Below are 23,573 nucleotides of genomic sequence, written 5' to 3'. Positions count from 1 at the left end.
ACAGGGTGCGCTCCCACAGATTATGGGTTGTGGCGACGCAAGCGCATTTCGTCCCGCGCCACGTACACGCCCGCCGCCAACACCATCAATGCCAGCACATACCAGGTGATCAGATAGCTGAGATGGTTGTTGGGAAAGGCGATCACCGTGAGTCCGCCCTGCGGCCATGTGCGTTGGCCGGCGGCCACGCTGCCGGGTGCGGCGTCCTCGTCGACGAAATACGGTGCGACATCAGTCAGTCCACGTTTCGCGGCGATTCCCGAAACGTCGCGCGTATACCAGCTGTCGCGCGCGGGATCGTTGTGCCTAATGAAGTTGCCCGGTTCGCTCATGCGCAGCAGGCCAGTCACGTCGACCTCACCTTGGGGGCCACGCTCGCAGCGGCCGCTGATGCCGCACCAATCGGTGAGCACGAAGCCGCGATTGACCAGCACGACGGAACCGTCGGCCTGGCGTAGCGGTGTGACGACCCAATAGCCGCTACCGAGATCCGTGGACGCCCACACCAGCGTCTGCTGATCGTGCGCGAACGTGCCGCGCAGTGCGACGTGGCTGTATTCCGACGACTGGGCCATGAGATCAGGCCATTGCGCCCGTGCTGGCGCCGGCGACGGCAGCGCATGCACGCGCGCGTCCACCCGCGCGATCAGCTCGCGCTTCCAGCCGAGGCGATAGACCTGCCAGGTACCCAATGCGACAAAACCGGCGAACAACACCACGCCAAGCAGGGTCAGCAAGGCCAGCGCCACGGGGCCGCGCGGCGGGCGGCCCGGTTCTTCAGCAACACTCATCGGGATTCACACGGCGAAGGTTGAACGCGGATCGTCAGGGCAGGTTCGACGGATCCATCATCGACGGCATCATGTTGCTGTTGAGGTGATACATGATCCAGATCGACCCGCTCAGCGTGATGACGACCAGCACGATGGTAAACACCAGCGCCAACATGTTCCAGCCGCCTTCCGATTTCGCGTTCATGTGCAGGAAGTAGATCATGTGCACCACGATCTGCACGGCGGCCAGCGCCAGGATGATCACCGCCGCGGTGCTCGACTTGGTGATCACATGGCCCATCACCAGCCAGAACGGAATGACGGTGAGGATCACCGACAATACGAAGCCCGTCATGTAGCCACTGAGGGTGGCGTGGATGCCCAGATCGTCGTCGTGACCGTGACCGTCGTCGTGGGCGTGCAGTTCGTCATGCGCGCTCATGGCAGCACTCCCATCAGATAGACGAAGCTGAAGACGCCCACCCACACCACGTCCAGGAAGTGCCAGAACATCGACAGGCACAACAGGCGCCGCTTGTTGGCGGTAATCAGGCCTTTCTTCAGCACCTGGGTGATCAACACCACCATCCAGATCAGGCCGCAGGTCACGTGCAGGCCGTGCGTACCCACCAGGGTGAAGAACGAGGAAAGGAAGGCGCTGCGCTGCGGCCCCGCGCCGATCGAGATGAGGTGCGCAAACTCGCGCAGTTCCAGCGTGATGAAGCCCGCGCCCAGCAAGCCGGTGATCACCAGCCACACCAGCATCGGGTTCTGCCGGTTGCGCTGCATCGCCAGCACGGCAAAACCGTAGGTGATCGACGAAAGCAGCAGCAACGTCGTGTTCACCGCGACCGCCGGCAACTCCAGCACTTCCTGCGCGGTGGGTCCGCCGGCGTATTCGCGTCCGAGCACACCGTAGGCGGCAAACAGGCAGGCGAAGATGAGGCAGTCGCTCATCAGGTAGACCCAGAAACCCAACAGCGTGCCGTTGGCCGGGTGGTGATCGGTGGACTCGTGGAACAGCAGCTGCTCCGTACGGCCGCCGCTGCCCGGTGTCATGGAGGTGGTCATATCAGACATGGCTGGCCAGTAGATCCGTGCGGGACTGTTCGATGCGGCCGACTTCATCGGCCGGGATGTAGTACTCGCGGTCGTAGTTGAACGTGTGTCCGATCGCCACCACCAGCAGCGCGACGAACGCCACGATCGCCAGCAGCCACATGTACCAGATCATGGCGAAACCGAGCACGAAGCTCAGCACGGCCATGAAGAAGCCGGCGCCGGTGTTGTGCGGCATGTGGATCGGCAGGTAGCCGCTCAGCGGCCGCTGCCAGTGATACTTCTTCATCATCCACCAGGCATCGTGGTCGTGGATGCGTGGCGTAAAGGCGAAGTTGTACTTCGGCGGCGGCGACGAGGTGGACCATTCCAGCGTGCGTCCACCCCACGGATCGCCGGTGACGTCGCGCAGTGCCTCGCGGTTCTTGAAGCTCACCACGAACTGGATGATGTTGCAGGCGATGCCCAGCGCGATCAGGAAGGCGCCGAATGCCGCGATCAGGAACCAGATCTGCAGTGAGGAATCCTCGAAGTGGCTGAGGCGGCGCGTCACGCCCATCAGGCCCAGCATGTAGAGCGGCATGAAGGCGAAATAGAAGCCCGACACCCACAGCCAGAACGAACACTTGCCCCAGAACGGATCGAGCCGGAAACCGAACGCTTTCGGAAACCAGTAGGTGATGCCGGCAAATAGCCCGAATAGCACGCCGCCGATGATCACGTTATGGAAATGCGCGATCAGGAACAGGCTGTTGTGCAGCGAGAAGTCCGCCGGCGGCACCGCCAGCAGCACGCCGGTCATGCCGCCGATCACGAAGGTGACCATGAACGCCACCGTCCACATCATCGGCAGCTCGAACTCGACCCGGCCGCGATACATCGTGAACAACCAGTTGAAGATCTTCGCCCCCGTGGGGATCGAGATGATCATGGTGGTGATGCCGAAGAACGAATTGACGCTGGCGCCCGAACCCATGGTGAAGAAGTGGTGCAGCCACACCAGGTACGACAGCACCGTGATCACCACCGTGGCGTAGACCATCGAGGCATAACCGAACAGCGGCTTGCGGCTGAAGGTGGCGGTCACTTCCGAGAAGATGCCGAACGCCGGCAGGATCAGGATGTAGACCTCCGGGTGGCCCCAGATCCAGATCAGGTTCACGTACATCATGGCGTTGCCGCCAAGCTCGGTGGTGAAGAAGTTAGTGCCGGCGTAACGGTCCAGCGCCAGCATGGCCAGTACGGCGGTGAGTACCGGGAACGCGGCCACGATCAGCACGTTGGTGCACAGCGCGGTCCAGGTGAACACCGGCATCTTCATCAGCGTCATGCCCGGCGCACGCATCTTCACGATGGTCACCAGCAGGTTGATGCCCGATAACAGGGTTCCCACGCCGGCGATCTGCAGTGCCCAGATATAGTAGTCGACGCCCGCATCGGGGCTCGACATGATGTCCGACAGCGGCGGATAGGCCAGCCAGCCGGTACGGGCGAACTCGCCCACGAACAGCGAGGTCATCACCAGCATCGCGCCGGCCACGGTCATCCAGAAACTGAAATTGTTGAGGAAGGGAAACGCCACGTCGCGAGCGCCGATCTGCAACGGCATCACGAAGTTCATCAGCCCCGTCACCATCGGCATGGCGACGAAGAAGATCATGATCACGCCGTGCGCGGTAAAGATCTGGTCGTAGTGCTCAGGTGGCAGATAGCCCTGCGAGGCACCGAACGACACCGCCTGCTGGCCGCGCATCATGATCGCGTCGGAGAAGCCGCGCAGCAGCATCACGAAGCCCAGGATCATGTACATGATGCCGATCTTCTTGTGATCGATGCTGGTGAACCATTCGTGCCACAGGTAACCCCACAGCTTGTAGTAGGTGACGGCACTCAGCAGCGCGATCGCGCCCAGCGCCACCACCACGAATGTCCACATCACGATCGGCACGTGCAGCGGCAACGCTTCCAGCGTCAGTCGACCGAAGATCAGCTTGGCAAGGTCGGGATGGGAAAGCATCGAGGACACCACCGGATCAGTCGGAGTGAGGATGGGTTGCCGAGGCCGCCATGCCGTTGGCCTGACCGGATCGGAGCATGGCGCCGGAATCGCCGCTGTCGTGCGGACTCAGGTCCATGCGCGTCATGCACGATGGGTTCTCCGGATCCAGGCAGCGCGTAAGGATGGCGCGATAAAGCCCTGGCGCCACCGTGGCGTAGTACGTCACCGGATCGTTCTCGCTGGGCGCAGCCAACTTCACATAGGCATCACGATTGAGATCGCCGCCGCTGGCCTTGGCCTTCTGCACCCATTGCGCAAAGCCTTGCTCGGTGACGCCGTGGAAGAGGAAGTGCATGCCCGAGAAGCCTTGCCCGCTGTAGTTGGCCGAGAACCCCTGGAACTCGCCGGGCGCGTTGATCACCGCCTGCAGCTGCGTCTCCATCCCCGGCATGGCGTAGATCTGGCCGGCCAGCGCGGGTATGAAGAACGAGTTCATGACCGTGGACGCCGTGATCTTGAACTGGATCGGCCGATCCACCGGCGCGGCCAGTTCGTTCACGGTGGCAATGCCTTGTTCCGGGTATATGAACAGCCACTTCCAGTCGAGCGCGACCACGTTGATCTGCAAGGGCCGCACATCGGCCGGTACCGGCCGGTTGGCGGCGATGCGTTCGAGTTGGCGATAGGGATCGAGCTTGTGCGTGCTGACCCAGGTGATCGCGCCCAGTGCAATGATGATGAGCAGCGGTGCAGCCCAGATCAGCAGTTCGAGAATGGTGGAGTGATCCCATTCGGGATCGTAGTGAGCCTTCTTGTTGGATGCGCGGAAATGCCAGGCGAAGAACAACGTCAGCACGATGACCGGCACGATGATCAACAGCATCAACAGCGTCGAAGTGATGATCAGGTCGCGTTGCTGTACCGCGAGGTCGCCGGATGGCGCCATCAATACGGTCTGGCAACCCGCGAGCAGGAAGACGACACAGACGAGCAGTCCACGCAGCAGCTTCATAGGCATGACCGACGGCGCAACCAATGTGGAAAACGGTACGCCCTTCGGCGCGAAACGGAAACAGGAAAATGTTCCCCGTGACGCGAGAGGCGTGGCGGTGCCATAGTACGGCCGCGACATACTCCTTCTTTATGAGTAATGACTATGTCAAGCACCTTCCCTGATCACGGCAGCACTCCGGGCACCACGGCGGAAGACATTGGACGCCTGCATGCGCGCGCCAAGGTGGCGCCTGGCGAGATCGCCATCGGTGTGATCATTGGCCGCACCTCCGAACAGTTCGACTTCTTCGTGTTCGGTATTTCTTGCGTGCTGGTGTTTCCCGCGGTGCTGTTCCCGTTCGCCAGTGCGCTGGATGGCATTCTTTACGCCTTCACGGTCTTTTCACTGGCCTTCATCGCGCGCCCGTTCGGCACCGCCTTGTTCATGGGCTTCCAGCGACGCTGGAGTCGCGGCACCAAGCTCACCATCGCGCTGTTCCTGCTGGGCAGCGCTACCGCAGGCATCGCGTTTCTGCCGAGCTACCGGCAGATCGGCAACTGGGCGATCGGACTGCTGATCCTGTTTCGCCTGTTGCAAGGCATCGCCCAGGGCGGCTCGTGGGACGGCCTGCCCTCGCTGCTGGCGCTCAACACGCCGCCGGAGCGCCGCGGTTGGTACGCCATGCTGGGCCAGCTGAGTGCGCCGATCGGCTTCATCGTGGCCAGTGCGCTGTTCCTGTTCCTGCACTCCAGCCTGGATGAAAAAGACTTCATCGACTGGGGTTGGCGTTATCCGTTCTTCGTGGCATTCGCCATCAACGTGGTGGCGTTGTTCGCGCGGCTGCGCCTGGTGGTGACCGAGGAATACACCGTCGCCATGGAAGAACGCGAACTGGAACCGATCGGCATCACCGAGATCCTGCGCACGCAGGGCTACAACATCTTCATTGGCGCGTTCGCCGCATTGGCGAGCTATGCGCTGTTCCACCTGGTGACGATCTTCCCGCTGTCGTGGATCGTGCTGAAGTCGACGCAGGCGGTGGATTCCGTGCTGTTGATCCAGATCTTCGGCGGCGTGGCGGGCATCTTCGGCATTGTGATGTCGGGCTATGTCGCCGACCACATCGGCCGGCGCACCACGCTGGGCGTGGCGGCAGGGCTGATCGGCCTGTTCGCGCTGGCTGCGCCCTGGATGCTGGATGGCGGCAAGGAATTGCAGGATGCCTTCATCATCGTGGGCTTCCTGTTGCTTGGTTTCTCGTACGGACAGGCGGCCGGCAGCGTGACCTCCAATTTCGAGGTACGCCTGCGCTACGCGGGCGCCGCCTTGACTACCGACTTCGCCTGGCTGATCGGCGCGGCCTTTGCGCCGCTGGTGGCACTGGGCTTGTCGATGCGTTTTGGCCTGGGCGCCGTGAGTGCTTATCTGCTCTCCGGCGTGGTGTGCACCTTGCTCGCGCTGCGCGTGAATCGCGCACTGGCAACTCGCGAATAGCGCTCAGACGCCTGTGACCGAGAGTTCGTAGCAGGCCCTGCCGCGTTCCTTGGCGCGGTAGAGCGCTTCGTCGGCGCGCTGCATCAAGGCATCGACCGAGCCCGCGTTGCGGCACAGCGCCGCGCCCACGCTCAAGGTGACCGTGAGCGTATGCGCACCGACGGCGATGGGCATTTCCATGGCCCGGGTGATCTTCTGTGCCAGTGTTTCGGCGATCTCGTGGCTGGCGATGTCGTCGCACAACACCACGAATTCATCGCCGCCCAGGCGCGCGAGCAGATCGGTCTTGCGAATCGAGCTCTTGAGCCGCGTGGCGATTTCCGCCAGCACGGCATCGCCGGTGGCGTGGCCGTAGCTGTCGTTGATTTGCTTGAAGTGGTCGATGTCGATCAGCATCACCAGCAGCGGCGAGTGCGCCATCGATGCATGCCGCACGGCCGCGTTGATGCCTTCGCTGAAGAAGCGGCGATTGGCGATGCCGGTAAGCACGTCGTAATGGGCGAGATAGCTCAGCTGTTGCTCGGCCTGCTTGATGCGGGTGATCTCGGTGGTCAATGCGTAGAAGCCGTTCTGCTGTCCGGTGCCGTTGGTCGCGGGGAGATAGGTCGTCTGGAAATAATGGTGACGGCCGCCGTACTCCGCTTCGTATTCGAAGATCTCGGTTTCTCCGCGCAGCACCCGTTCGATATGCGGCTTGAGTGAGGCGTAGAGCACGGGACCGCGAATCTCGGCGACGGTCTTGCCAACCATCTCCTCGGGCGTTTGGCCGGCCACTTCGCGCACGTAACCGTTGACGAAGGTATAGCGCTCGTTGGCATCGATGTGGGCAATCACCGCGGGCACGTTGTCGGTGATGGTGCGCAGGCGCTTCTCGCTGTCCGCCAGCGCACGCTCGGCCTGCATGGCTTCGGTGATGTCGCGCCCGGTATAGATCAATTCCATCTCGCCCGGACGATCGGGACTGGGCGCGATGCGCACCAGTGCTTCGATCCAGATGTAATCGTCGGAGCGGCGCTGCAGGCGGTATTGCGTCAGCGACGGCTTGCCGCTGTTCCACAGCTCTTCCGCAGCGGCGGCGACCCGTTCGCGGTCGTCGGGATGGATCAGCTCGGAGCGATAGTCCATGAAATCGCCCACTTCCCAGCCCAGCAGGTCCTTCACCGAGGGCGACACATAGCGCCGTGTACCGTCGCGCGCGATGCGCATCACCAGGTCGCTCGCATAGTCGGCCAGCAGGCGGTAACGGCTCTCGCTTTCGGTCACGCGACGGCCCAGTCGCCGACGATCGGCCAAGGCCAGCGCCACCGGCAGCGCCGTGATGCAGAGCACGCCAAGGAAGATCTGCGCCAGCATGGCCTGCCGTTCCGGCGTGGCGGGCACGATCAACTGGAACGGACCGGTGCCCAGTGCGGTGGCGATGCTTGTCACCAGCGCAATGATGGCGATGCCCAGGACCAGCCCTGGAAAGCGGTGATGGAACACGACATACAACAAGGGCGCGAATACCACGAACAACAACGGGTAGCGCGCCTGGAAGAACACCGCGACGGTGACGAGCGCCAGCCCGACGATATCGCGCAGCAGCAACAGGCGCTGCCCTGGCAGTCCCAGCATGCGGCGGCGCTGCAGCAGCGCCACCAGGGTCAGCGTGGCCGCGATGACCAGGCCCAGCAGATGCCCGCGGAACCACCAGTCCGCCGTGGTCCAGAACGGCTGCCCGTTGGCGGCGCGCAGCACCGTGGCGGCGAGCAGCGCAGAGGCCATGCATGCCACCAGACCCGAGCCCAGGGCGATGCGACCGAGCAAGAGGAAGCGCGTGTCCTTGGCGATGCGCGGGAAGACATGGCGCACCACCGCCGCCACGATCAGGATTTCCACGCCATTGCTCAGGCCGAGCGCCAATGGCAAGGCAAAGCCGCTGCCGAGCACGCCGCCGTGGCCGATGGCCTGTCCTGCCATGAAACCGAGGAACGCGGCGATCAGGTACGCCGGCCATTTCTGCCGCGGTACGCTGAGCAGTGCGCCGAGCACGATGCCGTTGGGGATCCACAGGGTCAGTACGCTGCCGGTATGCCGGGCGAGCAGCAACGAATAGCTGACGGTGACCAGCACCGCAGCAAAAAGACCGGCCGCCTCGGCGAAGAGGGCCAGCAGGGCGTGGCGGCGCGGCTGTGCTTCGGGCATGACCATGACGGAAGGAAACGTGCAAGCGGTAAGCACGCCCCGTGCCATCTTTAAGCGGGGCCACGTCAACGATCTGTCGTGCCGGCGCGAATCGCTTGCCTCAGCGTTCGGCGGGGACCCGCCCGTTCACTCGCGCCGCCAGCGCTGCGTGGGCGGCCAGGTCCACGGGCCGATGGGTCACCTGCGTGGTCGCAGGATGCTGCGATACGGTGTTCCGGTTCTTCCAGTCCTGCGCGGGCCGCACCGGCCGAGGCGTGAAACCGCCGCCGCAATTGGGGCACACGTCCTGCAGCAAGGCGACGCAATCGCGGCAGAAAGTGCATTCGAAGGAACAGATCATGGCTTCCGTGGATGCCGGCGGCAGCGGCTTGTTGCAATGCTCGCAGCTTGGTCGAAGTTCCAGCATGGGGTCTCCCCTGCGGTGGCTGTGGAAAAGCATGACACGCCGCCATCATGCGGCGTCATGCGCCGCTCAGCGGCAACACGTAACGCAGCTTGGCAGATTCGCTTGCGCCAAGCCTTCGATAGAACCGGGCGGCGCCGTCGTTCCAGGACGGTGTCTGCCACTGGACGGCAGCGCAGCCCAGCGAGGTCGCCTGGTCCAGCACGGCGTTCCACAGCTGCTGGCCGATGGCCCGGTTGCGCCAAGCGGCGCGCACATAGAGGCAATCCATGTGCAGATACGTGTTGCGATCGAGCGTGGAGAAGTCCTGCGTGGCGCTGGCATAGCCCACCAGCGCCTCGCCGATGCAAGCGAGCCAGGCGTAAAGCTGCGGCGGCGAGCCGTGCAGCGCATCCGCCAGCACCTCGGCGCGGACGGCGGGAGCATGCGGCAGTCGTTCGAACGCCGCATGCTCCGCGCAGATCGACATCAGGGCGGGCACGTGGCTGCGCGTGGCGCAGACAATCGCGACGTCGTGCGGCATGTCAGCGCTCGAGGCCGAAACCTTCGTCGATCCAGCCGGTGAGGCCGCCGATCATCTCCTTCACCGGCCGCCCCAGCTGGGCGAGCTTCACCGCCGCCTTGTTGGCGCCGTTGCAGTGCGGGCCGGCGCAATACACCACGAACAGCGTGTCGGCCGGATAGTCCAACAGACGCTGTTCGCTGATCATCCGCGTGGGCATGTTGAGCGCGCCCGGTACGTGGCCGGCCGCATACATCGTGGGCGTGCGCACGTCGAGCAGCACGAAATCCTTGGTTTCATGGTTGGTCGCGTAATAGACGTCCGCACAGTCGGTTTCGAAACCGAGCCGGGCCTGGAAATGCGCCAGCGCGTCATCGCTGGCCGCGGCGGAAACACGTTGCACCACACTGCTCATGGGTTCACTCCGGTGGAAACACGGCGCCAGTATCGGCACTGGCGCGGTTCGCCGACATTGGCAAGAATGACAGTCACCATGAAGAAACCGCCAAAACGATCCGGACGTCCATCCGGGCCGCCCAACCGTCGGGTGGCAGCCCTGGTCTACGACGGCTTGTGCACGTTCGAGTTCGGCATCGCTGTCGAAATGTTCGGGTTGCCACGGCCCGAGCTGGCCCAGTGGTACGAGTTCGGGCTGTGCGCCGTGGATCGCGGCCCGATGCGGGCGGCGGGCGGCATGCGGGTGATGGCGGAGGGCGGCCTCGAGCAGCTCGCTGCCGCCGGCACCATCATCGTGCCCGGTTGGCGCGGCATCGATGCGGCACCGCCCGCAGCGCTGCTGCAGGCACTGCGCGCGGCGCATGAACGCGGCGCGCGACTGCTCTCGTACTGCTCGGGCGTGTTCGTGCTCGCTGCCACCGGATTGCTGGATGGCCGTCGCGCCACCACGCATTGGCGCTATGCGGAGGCGCTGGCGCAACGCTATCCGCGCATCCGGATCGAACCGGATGTGCTCTACGTCGACGAAGGCCAGTTGCTTACCTCGGCCGGCAGTGCCGCGGCGCTGGATCTCTCGCTGCACCTGATCCGCCGCGACTTCGGCCCGGAAGTGGCCAACAGCGTGGCGCGCCGCGCCGTGGTGCCGGCGCATCGCGATGGCGGGCAGGCGCAGTTCATCCAGTCGCCGATGCCCGCGCAAGGCGATGGCCTGGGCAAGCTGCTGGACTGGATGCGCCGCCACCTGGACCAGCCGCTGCCGGTGTCCGTGCTGGCCGAGCGCGCCCGCATGAGCGAACGCACGTTGTTGCGACGCTTCGAAGAAGCCACCGGCTGTTCGCCCAAGCAATGGCTGACCCACGAACGCCTTGGCCGCGCGCGCGAACTGCTGGAAGGCAGCGACATGGGCGTGGAGCGCGTGGCGGAGGTGTGCGGATTCGGCAGTACGGATACGCTACGGCACCATTTCCGGCAGCATCTGCAGCTGAGCCCGGCGCGCTACCGCGAGCGATTCGCTCTCCAGCGATAAGTACGCGCAGCACGGCCACCCACAAGGATTACCCATGATTTACGTGTTGCTGAGCGTGGTCTGCAGCGTGCTGGTGTCGGTGCTGCTGAAGCTGTCCCGCCGGTTGTCGATCGACGTGGGGCAGGCCATTGCCTGGAACTATGTGGCGACCAGCGCGCTGACCGCGTTGGTGTTCCGCCCGTCGCTATCGGTGCTGTCCAGCAGCCAGGCACCGTGGCTTGGCTTCATCGGTCTGGGTCTGTTGTTGCCGCTGATCTTTCTTGCGCTCGCCGCCTCGGTGAGCAGCGCGGGCATCGTGCGCACCGATGCGGCGCAGCGCCTGTCGCTGCTCATTTCGCTGGTGGCGGCGTTCCTGTTGTTTGGCGAAACGCTGAGCGTCGGCAAGGGTGCCGGCATTGCGCTTGGCCTGGTCGCGCTGGCCTGCATGGTGTGGCGCGTTGGGCCCGCGAGCGAGCGACATGGCGAACCGGGCTGGTTGTGGCCGCTGGTGGTGTTCGCCGGCTTTGGTGCCATCGATATCCTGTTCAAGCGGGTGGCCGCGGCAGGTACACCGTTCGCGGCGTCGCTGCAGGCGATGTTCGCACTGGCGCTGGTGGTGTCGCTGCTGATTTTGCTGTGGCGCCGCTGGCACGACCGCACGTTCTTCACGTTGCGCGATGCCGTGGCGGGCCTGCTGCTCGGCCTGGCGAACTTTGGCAATATCGTGTTCTACGTGCGCGGGCACCAGGCGCTGCCGGATCATCCGTCGCTGGTGTTCGCGAGCATGAATCTCGGCGTGGTGGCGCTGGGTGCGGTGGTCGGCACCATGGCGTTCCGCGAGCGCTTGAGTTGGATCAATGGGGTGGGTGTGGCGTTGGCGTTGGGGGCGATTGGCGTGATCGCCTGGGGGTGACGCGCTCTTGCTCCCTCCCCCTGTCGGGGTGAGGGGCGGGTCCACCGGAACGTATCTGCTTTTCTGTGGGAGCGCACTTGTGCGCGACAAGCCGACGGAGCGATACACCCAAGCGTGGCTTGTCGCGCACAAGTGCGCTCCCACAACAGCCAGCCCGGCCCGATGTACTTCACTTCTCACTCTCCCCGCCAGGGAGAGGGTTCCTCTGTGAAGCCACCGAAGGGACTTGCGGGAAGGGGTGGCTCGCTCCCAACCCCTCCGCCAATGACTTCTGGCGTATGAAACCGACCTGCCCTGGCACCTAAGCTGGAGCGTCGCGCTGTCGCGCTCGTTCAGAGGTTCACCTTTATGCGCAAGCTTCCCCTCGCCGTGGCGCTCGCCACGCTGTTGCTCGGTACGGCGGTCCATGCGGCCGACAAGAAGGACAAGGACAAGCCGGACGACAAGCCGGATGCCGCGATGTTGAAGCCGCAGTCGTCGGAGACGTCGGGTACGGTGAAGGTGGAAGGCAAGAGCATCGACTACAAGGCGGTGGCAGGCACGCTGGTGCTGCACGGCAGTGGCGACAAGGAGAACGAGCCGCAGGTGAGCATGTTCTATGCGGCGTACTTCAAGAAGGGCGTGGAGCCGGGCAAGCGGCCGATCACCTTCGTTTACAACGGCGGGCCGGGCTCGGCCACGGTGTGGTTGCACATGGGCGCGTTCGGGCCCAAGCGCGTGGTGACCAGCGACGACGCGCACACGCCCGCCGCACCGTATGGCCTGGTGAACAACGATTACAGCCTGCTCGACGCCACCGACCTGGTGTTCATCGACGCGCCGGGCGCGGGTTTCAGCCGCCTGCTTGCCGACGATGCCGACAAGGGCAAGCGCGACGAGCAGATGAAGGATCGCAAGAAGACCGTCTACAGCGTCGATGGCGACGGTCACGCGTTCGCGCAGTTCATCACCCAGTTCCTCTCGCAGTACAACCGTTGGAACTCGCCCAAATACCTGTTCGGCGAGAGCTACGGCACCACACGTTCGGCGGTGGTGGCGAACATCCTGGAGAACGAGAACAGCGTCGACCTCAACGGCGTGATCCTGCTGTCGCAGATCCTCAATTTCGACAGCAGCATCGATGGTCCGGCCAACAATCCGGGCGTGGATCTGCCGTACGTGGTTGGGCTGCCGACGTTCGCAGCCACGGCCTACTATCACCACAAGCTGCCGCAGCAGCCCGCCGCGCTCGAGCCGTTCCTGCATGAAGTGGAACAGTACGCCCTGACCGACTACGCCTCGGCATTGATGGCCGGCTCGCGCCTGGACGATGCGCGCAAGCAGGCGGTGGCGCAGAAGCTGCACCAGTACACCGGCCTGCCGGTGGCCTATCTGCTGAAGGCCAACCTGCGTGTCGACGGCGGCATGTTCGAGCACGAGCTGCAGGCCGACGGCGATCTCACCACCGGCCGCCTGGACAGCCGCTTCTCCGGTCCGTCGATCGATCCGCTGAGCAAGTCGTCCGACTACGATCCGCAGTCCTCGGCGATCAGCTCGGCCTATGTGGCCGCGTTCAACGACTACGTACGCCGCCAGCTGAAGTTCGGCGAGAACCAGACCTATCGCCTGTTCGCAGATATCGATCACTGGGACTTCTCGCACAAGGCACCCGGTGCCACCGAGTCGCTGCAGCAGTCGACCAATGTGATGCCCGATCTCGCCACGGCGATGAAGACCAATCCGAACCTGCGCGTCTCGCTCAACGGCGGCTACTACGATCTGGCCACGCCCTACTTCGCGGCCGATTACGAGATGCACCACATGCCGATTCCCGCGAACCTGGAGAAGAACATCTCCTATGCATGGTACCCGTCGGGACACATGGTCTACGCGCATGAGGATTCGTTGAAGAAGCTGCACGACAACGTGGCGAGCTTCATCTCCGAAACCGACAACGTCAGCAAGCATTGATGGTGGCGTGAAGGTGCGCCGCAACGGCGCACCTTCACATCCGGCTGCCGCAGCCGGCGTTACGCTCGCGGGCCTCGCCAGCCGGAGATTTCGTCATGAGCACCGAATCCGTCGCCAAGCGCCTGGTGGCCATGTGCCGCCACGGCCAGTTCGAGGAAGCGCAGCACGAGCTGTATGCCAAGGACGCCGTGAGCATCGAGCCTGAAGGCATGGCCCAAGGTCCGCTCGGCAACGTCAAAGGCCTGGACGCCATCCTCGAGAAGGGCAAGCGTTTCCAGGCGGGCGTGACGGAGATGCACGGCGTCGAAGTCAGCGAACCGCTGATCGCCGGCAACTGGTTCAGCGTGGTGATGACGCTGGATGTGACCATGAAGGAATACGGCCGCGTGAACATGCAGGAGATCTGCGTGTATCACGTCAAGGACGACAAGATCGTGCAGGAGCAGTTCTTTTACGATGCGGGCGGGTGAGTTCGCCTGCATCGGCCGCAGTAATCCTGTGGGAGCGCACCCTGTGCGCGGCGGGTGAGCGGCGATGTACCGCGTCGAACGGTTATCCCGTGGCGCGTCTCTGCTTCGCTCCTGTCGCGCACAGGGTGCGCTCCCACAAGGTTTTCGTGACCGACACGCACCTCCAGGAGATCTGCGTGTATGCACCGGCTGCGGTAACCCTGTGGGAGCGCACTTGTGCGCGACGGGTGAGCGGCGATGTACCGCGTCGAACGGTTATCCCTTGGCGCGTCTCCGCTTCGCTCCTGTCGCGCACAGGGTGCGCTCCCACAAAGTTCTCTGGAGCGGATGCGCCCCAAACAAAAAGCCCCGCTTTCGCGGGGCTCTTCGCAACTTGCACCAGCGTGTGCTCAGTCGATGTCGAGGAACGAGCGCAGCTGCTCCGAGCGGCTCGGGTGACGCAGCTTGCGCAGCGCCTTGGCCTCGATCTGGCGGATGCGCTCACGCGTGACGTCGAACTGCTTGCCGACTTCTTCCAGCGTGTGATCCGTGTTCATGTCGATGCCGAAGCGCATGCGCAGCACCTTCGCTTCGCGCGGCGTGAGGCCGGCGAGCACGTCGCGCACGGTTTCCATCAGGCCCGTTTCGGTGGCCGACTCGATCGGCGAGGACGCGTTGGTGTCCTCGATGAAATCGCCCAGATGGGAATCCTCGTCGTCGCCGATCGGGGTTTCCATCGAGATCGGTTCCTTCGCGATCTTCAGCACCTTGCGGATCTTGTCCTCAGGCATGTCCATTTCCTTGGCCAGCTCTTCGGGCGTCGGCTCGCGGCCGAACTGCTGCAGCATCTGGCGGGAAATGCGGTTCAACTTGTTGATCGTCTCGATCATGTGCACCGGGATACGGATGGTGCGCGCCTGGTCGGCGATCGAGCGGGTGATGGCCTGGCGAATCCACCAGGTGGCGTACGTGGAGAACTTGTAGCCGCGGCGGTATTCGAACTTGTCCACCGCCTTCATCAGGCCGATGTTGCCTTCCTGGATCAGGTCGAGGAACTGCAGGCCGCGGTTGGTGTACTTCTTGGCGATGGAGATGACCAGGCGCAGGTTCGCCTCGACCATTTCCTTCTTGGCACGGCGGGCCTTGGCCTCGCCGATCGACATCGTGCGGTTGATTTCCTTGATGTCGGTCAGCGGCAGGAACAGCTTGCGCTCGATGGAGGCGAGCTTTTCCTGCTCACCGTCGATCGCTTCCTTGTAACCCTTGATGTTCGGCGACCACTTCTGGCGCTTGCGGCCCAGCTCATTCGCCCACTCGAGGTTGCCCTCGTTGCTGGGGAACGCCTTGAGGAACTCGGCCTTGGGCATCTTCACGTGCTTGACGAAGATGTCCATCAACACGCGCTCGTGGTGACGGATGTCGTTCACCACTTCGCGCAGCTTGCGCACGAAGCTGTCGATCAGCGCGGACGGCAGCTTGAGCTTGAGGAATTCCTCAGCCATCTGGTCGCGCAGCTTGGTGACCTTCTTGTCGTTGATGTCGGTGGCCTTGGGGGCCGCCTTCTGGAACTTGCCGTAGTAGTCGCGCAGCAGTTCCATGCGGCGCTTGACCTCTTCCGGATCCGGACCGGTCGGGCCGGCCTCTTCTTCCTCGGCGCCTTCGACGTCGTCGTCTTCCTCGACTTCGGACTCGTCCACTTCGGCATCGGCCGCGGCGGCCTGGGCGGCGTCGGCGGCTTCCTCCAGATCGGCGAAGCCGGCCAGGATTTCGCTCAGGCGGCGCTTGCCGTCCAGATGCTGGTCGTATTCCTCGAGCAGCAGCTCGATGGTCAGCGGGAAGCTGGCAAGCGCGGTCTGCACCTGGCCCAGGCCTTCCTCGATGCGCTTGGCGATGGCGATTTCGCCTTCGCGCGTCAGCAGCTCGACCGTACCCATCTCGCGCATGTACATGCGCACCGGGTCGGTGGTGCGGCCCACTTCGGAATCGACAGCCGACAACAACGCGACCGCTTCTTCGGCGGCAGCTTCATCGTCGGTGGATGCGCCAGGCGCGTTGTCCGACAGCGGATCGGAATCCGGCGCGGCGTCGTGCACTTCAATGCCGACGCCCTTGAGCACCGCCATGATGTCTTCGATCTGCTCCGGATCGACGATGTCGTCGGGCAGGTGGTCGTTGATCTCGGCGTAGGTCAGGTAGCCCTGCTCCAGACCCTTGGAGATGAGCGCCTTGATTTCAGACTGTTGCTCAGGAGCTTTGCTATTCATACCTACCGCCGCGTATGCAGGAACCGATCAGTATACCTATGTGATGCTTTTTTGACCAGTTTTCAAGGAAGAGACTCGGCAGTGCCGACACGCAAAAATCGCGCCAAATCGGCATCTTCCGGGGATTTTGTCGCAGTTGGTCGAGGCGCGCCGGGGTGATCGCGATCATGGCGTCTCCAGCCAGAAGGTGACCGGGCCATCGTTGACCAGATGTACCTGCATATGGGCACCGAACTGGCCGATTTCCACCCCCGGGTGGGCGGCGCGGGCCAGTTCGACCAGGCGGTCGAACCAGCGGCGCCCTTCCTCGGGTGTGGCGGCGCTGGTGAAGCTGGGGCGCATGCCCGAGCGGGTGTCGGCGGCCAGGGTGAACTGGCTGACCAGCAGCAACTGGCCGCCGGTGTCGGCGAGGCTGCGGTTCATGCGGCCCTGCTCATCGGCAAACACGCGGTAGCCGAGCAGGCGTTCGAGCATGCGGCGGGTACGCGGTTCGTCGTCGCCCGGCTGCACGGCCACGAGCGCGAGCAGGCCAGGACCGATGGCCCCGACAGTGCTGTTTTCGACATCGACACGGGCTGACAGGACACGCTGGATCAGGGCGATCATCGAATGGGTAACGGCCGGAGACGGCGGAAGCTTAGGGCCTGACCGTCGCCGACGGTAGCCTCGTTGCACAGAACGTAAGCAGGCGACCCGTGGTTGACCCGTGAACGGGCAGCGCGGGCGGTTACACTGCGTCGCCCATGCGATTCGACATCACCCTTCTCTATCTGCTCCTGCGCCTGTTCGGAAAGCTGCCGTTGCGCACGCTGCACGCGATCGGCGCGGGCATTGGCCGGCTCTCGCTGGCCTTGCGCACGCGCACCGCGCACAACACCTCGGTGAACCTGCGGCTGACCCGTCCTTCGCTGGACGAACGCGCCCATGCCGCCTTGCTGCGCGAGGTGATGGAGGACGCCGGCCGTTCCGCCACCGAGATCACCAAGATCTGGGGCAACGACCCCGAGCGCGCGCTCGACATGGTGCGCGAAGTGCGCGGCGAGGCGCTGTTCGATGCCGCGCTGGCCGCCGGCAAGGGCGTGATCATCGCCGCGCCGCACCTGGGCTGCTGGGAGTTGCTCAACTACTGGCTGTGCCGCAAGACGGCGATGGCGATCCTCTACCGCCCGCCGCGCATCGCCGCGATCGAGGGCCTGCTGCGCAAGGTGCGCGGCGCGCTGGCGCCGGAACAGGTACGGGCCGAGGGTGCGGGCGTGCGCACCTTGTACAAGCGGCTCGCGGCCGGCGGCACGGTAGGCATCCTGCCCGACCAGAAGCCGCGCGCCGGCGAAGGCGAGGTGGCGCCGTTCTTCGGCCAGAACGCGCTGACCATGGTGCTGCTGCCACGACTGGCCGCGCGCACCGGCGCTACCGTGCTGTTCGCGTTTGCCGAGCGCCTGCCCAAGGGCGAGGGCTATCGCATCCACCTGCTGCCGGCACCCTCGGGATTGGCCGACGCGGATCTCGCCGTCGGCTGCCGTGCGCTCAATCAGGGCGTGGAACAGTGCGTGGAGCTGGCCTTCTCGCAGTACCAGTGGCAGTACAAGCGCTTCTCGGCCGATACCTGGAAAAGCCCGTACGACTGAATCACAGGCCCTCCGTGCACCTGTGGGAGCGCACCCTGTGCGCGACATGGGCGCCTGGTCGTTACCGCTCCGTAGGCTTGTCGCGCACAGGGGACAGGTCAGGGCTGGTTTTCCACCCGCCGCAGAAACACCGTCATTTCCTTCTCGGCCTGCTTGTCCCCGCGCGTCTGGGCGACGCTGATGCCCTGGCGCCACGCGTCCGCGGCGCCAGCTCTGTCATCGATGGCGAGGCAGGCCTTGCCCAGGAGCTTCCACGCGGCGGAATAGCCGGCATCGAACGCCACGGCCTGGCGGAATTCGACAATCGAGCCGGCGGCGTCGCCTGCCGCCAACAAGGCATTGCCCAGCGAGAAACGCAGCAACGCGCCGTCACGCGGACCGCCGCACTGCGCACGCAGGTTGGCGATCAGCAGCTCGTTCATTGCAGGGCGCGCACGCGCCACTCGTCGACCTGATAGACCCGGGTCGGATGCGCCGGCTCGGCCGGTACACGGCCGGCGCGCAGGTCGGCCAGCGATTTGGCCGGCCAGATCACCACCCAGCCCGAGCGGAACGGCTGCACCAGCAAGGCATAACGCAGCGCCTCGTTGGAGAGCTTTTCCGGATGCTCCACGATCACGCCATCGGGGTGCTCCTGCGCGAACGTCTGCAACGACTTGCCTTCGTACAGCCGTTCGATCGGATGGGTGAGCCGGCCGGCGAAATGGAACTGGCCTTCGTAGTTGCCCAGCAGGCCGATCGGGCGCTGCTCCGCATCGACCGAGCCCAGCATCAGGGCCGACGGCCGCAGGTCGAAGTTCTGCCACATGGTCAGGGTGAACAGCGTATTGAGTGCCAGCGTGCCGACCAGTCCGGCGACGGCCAGGCGGCGCATTTCGCCGCGACCGCGCAGCAACAGCAGGATGCCCAGCAGCACGAACACCACGCTGAAGAAGCGGCTGTAGCGCTGCGTGCTGTCGAACCATTCGCCATGCAGGTCGTTGTGCGACACCAGCACCGGCAGCACGAACAGGAAGATGCCGAACAGGATGCCGCCCACGCCCAACGGCCAGGTACCCAGCCACGGATTGTTGGCCAACGCCGGGCGCTGGTCGCGCAGCGCCGCGATGGCGCCGGCAATGAGCAGTGCCGCACCGGCAAATTCCGGTAACGGGTAATACAACTGCTTGCCGCTGATGAAGGAGAACACCACGATCACCGGCACCAGCCAGCACAGCGCGAAACGCATGCCGCTGTCGAACGGGCGGCGCAGGGTGGCGAGCGCCACCCAGGCGCGCGGCCAACCGCTGAAGGGGAACAGCAGCGCCGGAATCATCGGCACGTACCACCAGAACGGGCGCGCATGATCGAACGCGTTGACCACGCGGCCGGCCGTCTGGGTGAAGAACAGGCGCTGCCGATACGCCTCGCCGCCGGCGAAACCGGCGGGCAGCGCCCAGGCCAGCAACATCGCGCCGCCGAGCAGCAAGGCGAGCACGCCGCGCGAGTACCAGCGCACGCGGTTGTCGCGCGCCCAGTCGTTCCACAGCGGGCCGAGCAAGAACGGGAACGCCACGTGCAGCAGCATCACCGGGCCCTTGGTGAGCAGGCCGGCGCCCACGCACAGGCCGAACAGCAGCCAGCGCGGTTCCGCCCGCTGCGGCTTGGGTGTCAGGCAGAGCAGCGCCGCCAGCACCCACACCGCCAGCAGCACCTCGTACATGATCTGCTGGCCGAACAGGAACGCGTAGCCCAGCGCCAGCAGAATCCACGGCGCTCCCTTGGCCACCCAGGAACGGTTGGGAAACAGCCGCTGCGCCAACAACGAGACCAGCACCAGCTGGGTGCCGCCGAAGATCACTTCCAGCACGCGCGGCCAGATGTCGTTGACGCCGAATACCAGCCAGCCGGCGTGGATCATCCAGAACAGCAGCGGCACCTTTTCGCTGTAAGGGGCACCGTTGATGTGCGGTACCAGCCAGTCGTGGTGGATCCACATCTCCCACGCCACCGCCAGCGTGCGGGTGGAATACAGCGGCATCGGACCGTGCGAGAAGATCGCCAGCAGGGCAGCCAGCGCCCACAACGGCAGCCAGGGCCAGAGGGAGCGCAGGTGTTCGGAGCGGCTATAGCTGCTGGATGCCACGGGCAGTCTTCTTTATGGGAATGAAACAATTCTATCCCGAGCCGACCCTGCTCCACGCTGACCCGGCCGCGAGCGCGGCCGAGGGGACCCTCAGTAGCCCGCGGGACCCCAGTAGCCGATGCGTCGGCGGATCTTCAGTTTTCGCCAGAGATTCCAAGGCTTACGGCGCCGGTTGCGGCCGCCCGCAGCGAGGAAACCATCGATGGCCTTGAGGATGCGCTCGGCGGAGTGGCCATCGCGATACGGATGGATGGCATCGCCGTACTCGCGAATCGCCTGCATCAGTTCGGGCGGCCGCGCCAGCGCGCGCTCGATCGCCGGTTCGAACTGGGAGGCCTCGTCGATGTCGATCAGCTGCGGCCCGGGGCGGCGATTCTTGAAGGTCACCACGGGCTTGCCGGTGAGCAGGAATTCGTTGAGCGCGGAAGAGGTGTCCGAGCACATCATGTCGACCTGCGGGAACAACTCCAGGATGTTGTCGTTCTCCGCGAACGTCAGGTACTCGTTCTGCAGCGCCTTGTACTTGGCGGTGGTGTCCGGATTCATCTTCGGATGGAAGGTGACGATCCAGCGCCAGCGGCCATCGCGCGAGAGGCGCTTCACTTCCTCGTACAGCGTTTCGGCGGCACTCCAGGACGGCGAGAAGGTGGAGTGGTAGAGGATCACCGGCGGCTGGCGCACGGCCGGCAGCGGACCGCTGATTTCCCGCATGAACGGATCGAGCTTGGGAAAGCCCGTTTCCACCACGCTGAAATGGCCCACCCGATCGGCGATGGCCTGGAACTGCGCGGTATCGCGTGGGCCGGTGGTGCAGTAAAGGTCGAAGAAGCCGCGCACATAGATGTGTCGCGGCTTGCCGGCATCGAAGCCGTGAAAGGTCTCCACCTTCACGCCGGGAAAGAAATGCGGCACCGCGTTGCTGGAGGTGATCACCGCGCGCGGTTTCCACGCCCGCACTTCCTGCACGCTGAGCAGCCGTTCGCCTGCCACCAGATCCTCGGCGCCGGGGCCGTCGAAGAACCAGGCCGCCTCGTCGCCGCGGGCGCGGATGGCCTCCTGGATCGGACGCAGGATGGCCAGCGCATAGCGCTCGGAGCCATACAGGAGGTAGTGCTCGGGTTGTCTCATCGATCGATGCCGTGGCGAATCAGGGCGTCGGCTGCGGTCTGCAGCGACGCGGGGTTGCGGCGCATTTCGTAGTAACGCATGCGTTTATAGGCGGCATACGAGGCGGCGGTCTGCGCGATCACGAAGCCGCGCCAACCGTCGAGGAAGGCCAGCCGTAAAAAATAATCCTTGATGAAGGCCAGCAGGTACACGAACGGCGTCTGCCACATGCGCACCGGCTTGTTCTTCTGCAGCCAGTCGCGGCATTTCAGCTCGGCGTAGCGCAGCACCTTGATCTGCTTCTCGGGCAGGCTGGGGTTGTTCTCGTGGTTGAAGGCGGCCTTCAGCGTCACCGAGGCGCCGTCGAAGCGCAGCGATTCGTGCACGCGGGCATCGGTCCAGCGGGCGCGGTCGCGATGGTAGAGGCGGGCCATCTTCTCGCCCATCGAAGGCAGGTACCAGCGCATGCGTGCGCCCATGAAAATGGTCGAGCGGCGCAGGAAGGCGGCACTGATCCCTCTGGCCATCAGCTCGGGCAGCCGCTGCTCGAGTTCCGCCGCCAGCTCGGGCGAGAGATATTCATCGGCATCGAGCGCGAGGATCCACTCATTGCTGCACTGCGTCGTAGCGAAATTGCGCTGCGGCCCGAAACCCAGCCAATCCTGGTGCACCACCCGTGCCCCGTGCGCCTGCGCCACGGCAACCGTGCCGTCGGTGCTGCCGCTGTCGATCACCAGCTTTTCGCCGGCGAAGGGCACGCTGTCCAGGCAGCGCGCAATGCTCTTCGCCTCGTTGTAGGTCATCACGACGAGGGTGAGGGGAAAGGTAGGCATATGGCGAATTCTAGCCGCATTCGAAACGAGGCTCGTGTCCCCCGGGCGGTGCGCTTGCGCGTTGGCCGAGAGGCGATGGTCGGCTCGGTTTCAGCTGGAGCCCTGCACTATCCTGCTGACTTCGGGTCAGATAACCCTGAAAATAGAACGGTTTCGGGCCGGCCCGGGACAGCAGTAACGATCAGGCAAGCAGGCAGTATGAGAAGCAGGACGACTCCATTGACGACAGACATTCAGCCAAAGAGCCGGGCCATCGGGCGCACGATTCTTGGTATAGGCATCGTCTGGATGATGCTGGGCATGGTCATCATGCCCGCGGGTGTGTCGTTCAATCCGGGTAAGGCATACCAGAACAGCCTGGTCCTGTTCTTGTATCTGCCCGCGCTGGTGCTGTCCTTCACCCAGGGCGCGCGGGTGTGGCGCCAGTTGTGGCCATTGCCGGTGTTCCGGGTTTTTCTCGCGCTGCTGGCCTGGGCGCTGGTGTCGCTGAGCTGGGGGCATCTGCCCCATCCGTCGAACGAAGTGGGAAGGCTGCTCAGCGTCTTCGCCTTCGTCATGGGTTGGCACGCCTATACGGCGGGCGACGTCGCGCGCATTCGCCAGCTGCTGCTGGCTGCCGGGCTCGGGATCGGGGCATGCGCCATCTATTACTGCATCGCCTTCGTGATCACCCCGGTGCAGGACGGCCGCATCGTCGGCGAAGGCACCATCGGCACCGCCAACTACGCCGCGGCCCTGATGGGCGTGGTGGCGCTGTGGCTCAGCCAGCTCGATCTCACCGACCGTCGCTGGTCGGTCGCACGTTATGCGGCGATGGCTGTGCTGCTGCTGTTCGTGGGGCTCACCGAGACGCGCAGCGTATGGCTGGGCCTGGCCCTTGCCGTCGTGCTGATGCCGTTGTGGCAGCCCGGCCGCGCCCACCGCTGGCTGGCGGGGACCGTGGTCGTGCTGGCGGCGGTGATGCTGCTGTGGCCGGCCTCCATGTTGACCGAGCGCGGCACCTCGTTGCGTCCGGAGCTGGCGATGCAGGCGCTGCACCTGATCGTGCAGCATCCAATGATCGGCCTGGGCCAGGGCGCCCCCATCAGTCTGATCGTGAACGGCGCGGCGTATACGCATACCCACAACCTGTTGACCCAGGTGACGGTGGAGCTGGGCCTGCCCGGCCTGCTGCTGACCGTGGCGATGTGGCTGATGATCGGCTGGCAGGGTTGGCGCCACCGGGGGACCCTCTCGGGTCGCCTGGTGCTGGCCATCTGGGTCTATGCGTCGGTCGTGCTGCAGTTCGACATGCCGCAGATGCTCGATAGTCCCCGTCCGGCCTGGCTGCTGATCTGGCTGCCGATGGGCCTGGTGCTGGGCCTGATGGCGGGCGATCGGTCGAAGCCGGCAAATTCCATCCAATAAAACTAAAGTACCCCGATGTGTTTGGGGACT

Annotated in this window: 22 protein-coding genes; 7 read left to right on the top strand and 15 right to left on the bottom strand. The window is 64.6% G+C overall.

The window, feature by feature from the left end:
* Nucleotides 1-20: 20 nt before the first annotated feature.
* The 5 genes from ACN9MB_RS21870 to cyoA are packed head-to-tail and all read right to left on the bottom strand — an operon-like array spanning nucleotide 21 to nucleotide 4,843.
* Nucleotides 21-791, bottom strand: coding sequence for an SURF1 family protein (locus ACN9MB_RS21870; protein ID WP_426270296.1), 771 nt, complete (start codon nucleotides 789-791; stop codon nucleotides 21-23).
* A 34-nt stretch (nucleotides 792-825) separates the two neighbouring features.
* The gene (gene cyoD / locus ACN9MB_RS21865; protein WP_204634737.1) at nucleotides 826-1,215 is read right to left on the bottom strand and encodes a cytochrome o ubiquinol oxidase subunit IV; all 390 of its coding nucleotides are present in this window, start codon (nucleotides 1,213-1,215) and stop codon (nucleotides 826-828) included.
* Nucleotides 1,212-1,844: a cytochrome o ubiquinol oxidase subunit III gene (gene cyoC, locus ACN9MB_RS21860; RefSeq protein WP_425490767.1), complete on the bottom strand. Its 633-nt coding sequence runs from the start codon at nucleotides 1,842-1,844 to the stop codon at nucleotides 1,212-1,214. The genes cyoD and cyoC overlap by 4 nt, the downstream gene beginning before the upstream one ends.
* Nucleotide 1,845: 1 nt before the next feature.
* Nucleotides 1,846-3,819: a cytochrome o ubiquinol oxidase subunit I gene (gene cyoB, locus ACN9MB_RS21855; RefSeq protein WP_426271961.1), complete on the bottom strand. Its 1,974-nt coding sequence runs from the start codon at nucleotides 3,817-3,819 to the stop codon at nucleotides 1,846-1,848.
* Nucleotides 3,820-3,865: 46 nt separating this feature from the next.
* Nucleotides 3,866-4,843, bottom strand: a complete 978-nt coding sequence (gene cyoA, locus ACN9MB_RS21850; protein WP_204634736.1) for a ubiquinol oxidase subunit II — start codon at nucleotides 4,841-4,843, stop codon at nucleotides 3,866-3,868.
* Between the two features lie 144 nt (nucleotides 4,844-4,987).
* Between cyoA and ACN9MB_RS21845 the strand changes: the two genes are divergently transcribed.
* A complete protein-coding gene (locus ACN9MB_RS21845; protein WP_204634735.1) occupies nucleotides 4,988-6,319 on the top strand; it encodes an MFS transporter in 1,332 nt (443 codons plus the stop codon).
* A 3-nt stretch (nucleotides 6,320-6,322) separates the two neighbouring features.
* Here the strand turns inward: ACN9MB_RS21845 and ACN9MB_RS21840 are convergent, their stop codons facing one another.
* From ACN9MB_RS21840 to ACN9MB_RS21825, 4 genes are all read right to left on the bottom strand, one after another.
* Entirely contained in the window at nucleotides 6,323-8,509 is a 2,187-nt protein-coding gene (locus ACN9MB_RS21840; protein WP_426270295.1) for a diguanylate cyclase domain-containing protein, read from the bottom strand.
* Nucleotides 8,510-8,603: 94 nt separating this feature from the next.
* On the bottom strand, nucleotides 8,604-8,909 hold the full coding sequence (locus ACN9MB_RS21835) for a DUF1272 domain-containing protein (RefSeq protein WP_426270294.1): 306 nt from the start codon (nucleotides 8,907-8,909) through the stop codon (nucleotides 8,604-8,606).
* A gap of 55 nt (nucleotides 8,910-8,964) precedes the next feature.
* Nucleotides 8,965-9,429: a GNAT family N-acetyltransferase gene (locus ACN9MB_RS21830; RefSeq protein ID WP_204634732.1), complete on the bottom strand. Its 465-nt coding sequence runs from the start codon at nucleotides 9,427-9,429 to the stop codon at nucleotides 8,965-8,967.
* Between the two features lies 1 nt (nucleotide 9,430).
* Nucleotides 9,431-9,823, bottom strand: coding sequence for a rhodanese-like domain-containing protein (locus ACN9MB_RS21825; RefSeq protein WP_426270293.1), 393 nt, complete (start codon nucleotides 9,821-9,823; stop codon nucleotides 9,431-9,433).
* 78 nt (nucleotides 9,824-9,901) lie between these two features.
* Between ACN9MB_RS21825 and ftrA the strand changes: the two genes are divergently transcribed.
* From ftrA to ACN9MB_RS21805, 4 genes are all read left to right on the top strand, one after another.
* Complete coding sequence (ftrA, locus tag ACN9MB_RS21820) at nucleotides 9,902-10,891, top strand: transcriptional regulator FtrA (RefSeq protein WP_426270292.1); 990 nt, start codon at nucleotides 9,902-9,904, stop codon at nucleotides 10,889-10,891.
* 34 nt (nucleotides 10,892-10,925) lie between these two features.
* On the top strand, nucleotides 10,926-11,783 hold the full coding sequence (locus tag ACN9MB_RS21815; protein WP_426270291.1) for an EamA/RhaT family transporter: 858 nt from the start codon (nucleotides 10,926-10,928) through the stop codon (nucleotides 11,781-11,783).
* 348 nt (nucleotides 11,784-12,131) lie between these two features.
* Nucleotides 12,132-13,733, top strand: a complete 1,602-nt coding sequence (locus ACN9MB_RS21810) for a S10 family peptidase (protein WP_426270290.1) — start codon at nucleotides 12,132-12,134, stop codon at nucleotides 13,731-13,733.
* A 95-nt stretch (nucleotides 13,734-13,828) separates the two neighbouring features.
* On the top strand, nucleotides 13,829-14,203 hold the full coding sequence (locus ACN9MB_RS21805) for a nuclear transport factor 2 family protein (RefSeq protein WP_204634728.1): 375 nt from the start codon (nucleotides 13,829-13,831) through the stop codon (nucleotides 14,201-14,203).
* 389 nt (nucleotides 14,204-14,592) lie between these two features.
* Here ACN9MB_RS21805 and rpoD read toward each other — a convergent pair whose 3' ends face one another.
* Complete coding sequence (rpoD, locus tag ACN9MB_RS21800; protein ID WP_204634727.1) at nucleotides 14,593-16,446, bottom strand: RNA polymerase sigma factor RpoD; 1,854 nt, start codon at nucleotides 16,444-16,446, stop codon at nucleotides 14,593-14,595.
* Between the two features lie 165 nt (nucleotides 16,447-16,611).
* Nucleotides 16,612-17,052, bottom strand: coding sequence for a D-aminoacyl-tRNA deacylase (gene dtd / locus ACN9MB_RS21795; RefSeq protein WP_426270289.1), 441 nt, complete (start codon nucleotides 17,050-17,052; stop codon nucleotides 16,612-16,614).
* Between the two features lie 137 nt (nucleotides 17,053-17,189).
* On the opposite strand from dtd, the gene ACN9MB_RS21790 reads away from it, so the two are divergent.
* Nucleotides 17,190-18,071, top strand: a complete 882-nt coding sequence (locus ACN9MB_RS21790) for a lipid A biosynthesis acyltransferase (RefSeq protein WP_426270288.1) — start codon at nucleotides 17,190-17,192, stop codon at nucleotides 18,069-18,071.
* A gap of 98 nt (nucleotides 18,072-18,169) precedes the next feature.
* On the opposite strand, the gene ACN9MB_RS21785 is transcribed toward ACN9MB_RS21790, so the two are convergent.
* The 4 genes from ACN9MB_RS21785 to ACN9MB_RS21770 all read right to left on the bottom strand — a co-directional run bounded on the left by ACN9MB_RS21785 (nucleotide 18,170) and on the right by ACN9MB_RS21770 (nucleotide 22,136).
* On the bottom strand, nucleotides 18,170-18,493 hold the full coding sequence (locus tag ACN9MB_RS21785) for a hypothetical protein (protein WP_426270287.1): 324 nt from the start codon (nucleotides 18,491-18,493) through the stop codon (nucleotides 18,170-18,172).
* Entirely contained in the window at nucleotides 18,490-20,196 is a 1,707-nt protein-coding gene (locus ACN9MB_RS21780; RefSeq protein WP_204634723.1) for a glycosyltransferase family 39 protein, read from the bottom strand. The genes ACN9MB_RS21785 and ACN9MB_RS21780 overlap by 4 nt, the downstream gene beginning before the upstream one ends.
* 90 nt (nucleotides 20,197-20,286) lie before the next feature.
* Entirely contained in the window at nucleotides 20,287-21,324 is a 1,038-nt protein-coding gene (locus ACN9MB_RS21775; protein WP_426270286.1) for a CDP-glycerol glycerophosphotransferase family protein, read from the bottom strand.
* Nucleotides 21,321-22,136: a glycosyltransferase family 2 protein gene (locus tag ACN9MB_RS21770; RefSeq protein ID WP_426270285.1), complete on the bottom strand. Its 816-nt coding sequence runs from the start codon at nucleotides 22,134-22,136 to the stop codon at nucleotides 21,321-21,323. Before ACN9MB_RS21770 ends, ACN9MB_RS21775 begins: the two co-directional genes overlap by 4 nt.
* Before the next feature lie 300 nt (nucleotides 22,137-22,436).
* Here ACN9MB_RS21770 and ACN9MB_RS21765 point away from each other — a divergent pair, with 300 nt between their 5' ends.
* Entirely contained in the window at nucleotides 22,437-23,543 is a 1,107-nt protein-coding gene (locus ACN9MB_RS21765) for an O-antigen ligase family protein (RefSeq protein ID WP_426270284.1), read from the top strand.
* Nucleotides 23,544-23,573 lie beyond the last annotated feature (30 nt).

It is taken from the genome of Dyella kyungheensis (assembly GCF_049913195.1).
Lineage (GTDB): Bacteria > Pseudomonadota > Gammaproteobacteria > Xanthomonadales > Rhodanobacteraceae > Dyella > Dyella kyungheensis.
This window is presented reverse-complemented; position numbering and strand designations above follow the sequence as displayed.

Bases quoted from the DNA above. Each gene is read 5' to 3' on its own strand.
- ACN9MB_RS21840 (WP_426270295.1), bottom strand. From the start codon at position 8,509: ATGGTCATGCCCGAAGCACAGCCGCGCCGCCACGCCCTGCTGGCCCTC.
- ACN9MB_RS21785 (WP_426270287.1), bottom strand. From the start codon at position 18,493: ATGAACGAGCTGCTGATCGCCAACCTGCGTGCGCAGTGCGGCGGTCCG.
- ACN9MB_RS21790 (WP_426270288.1), top strand. From the start codon at position 17,190: ATGCGATTCGACATCACCCTTCTCTATCTGCTCCTGCGCCTGTTCGGA.
- cyoC (WP_425490767.1), bottom strand. From the start codon at position 1,844: ATGACCACCTCCATGACACCGGGCAGCGGCGGCCGTACGGAGCAGCTG.
- ACN9MB_RS21835 (WP_426270294.1), bottom strand. From the start codon at position 8,909: ATGCTGGAACTTCGACCAAGCTGCGAGCATTGCAACAAGCCGCTGCCG.
- cyoD (WP_204634737.1), bottom strand. From the start codon at position 1,215: ATGAGCGCGCATGACGAACTGCACGCCCACGACGACGGTCACGGTCAC.
- ACN9MB_RS21845 (WP_204634735.1), top strand. From the start codon at position 4,988: ATGTCAAGCACCTTCCCTGATCACGGCAGCACTCCGGGCACCACGGCG.
- ACN9MB_RS21805 (WP_204634728.1), top strand. From the start codon at position 13,829: ATGAGCACCGAATCCGTCGCCAAGCGCCTGGTGGCCATGTGCCGCCAC.
- cyoA (WP_204634736.1), bottom strand. From the start codon at position 4,843: ATGAAGCTGCTGCGTGGACTGCTCGTCTGTGTCGTCTTCCTGCTCGCG.
- dtd (WP_426270289.1), bottom strand. From the start codon at position 17,052: ATGATCGCCCTGATCCAGCGTGTCCTGTCAGCCCGTGTCGATGTCGAA.
- ACN9MB_RS21810 (WP_426270290.1), top strand. From the start codon at position 12,132: ATGCGCAAGCTTCCCCTCGCCGTGGCGCTCGCCACGCTGTTGCTCGGT.
- ACN9MB_RS21830 (WP_204634732.1), bottom strand. From the start codon at position 9,429: ATGCCGCACGACGTCGCGATTGTCTGCGCCACGCGCAGCCACGTGCCC.
- ACN9MB_RS21870 (WP_426270296.1), bottom strand. From the start codon at position 791: ATGAGTGTTGCTGAAGAACCGGGCCGCCCGCCGCGCGGCCCCGTGGCG.
- ACN9MB_RS21770 (WP_426270285.1), bottom strand. From the start codon at position 22,136: ATGCCTACCTTTCCCCTCACCCTCGTCGTGATGACCTACAACGAGGCG.
- ACN9MB_RS21775 (WP_426270286.1), bottom strand. From the start codon at position 21,324: ATGAGACAACCCGAGCACTACCTCCTGTATGGCTCCGAGCGCTATGCG.
- rpoD (WP_204634727.1), bottom strand. From the start codon at position 16,446: ATGAATAGCAAAGCTCCTGAGCAACAGTCTGAAATCAAGGCGCTCATC.
- ACN9MB_RS21815 (WP_426270291.1), top strand. From the start codon at position 10,926: ATGATTTACGTGTTGCTGAGCGTGGTCTGCAGCGTGCTGGTGTCGGTG.
- ACN9MB_RS21825 (WP_426270293.1), bottom strand. From the start codon at position 9,823: ATGAGCAGTGTGGTGCAACGTGTTTCCGCCGCGGCCAGCGATGACGCG.
- ACN9MB_RS21765 (WP_426270284.1), top strand. From the start codon at position 22,437: ATGGTCATCATGCCCGCGGGTGTGTCGTTCAATCCGGGTAAGGCATAC.
- ftrA (WP_426270292.1), top strand. From the start codon at position 9,902: ATGAAGAAACCGCCAAAACGATCCGGACGTCCATCCGGGCCGCCCAAC.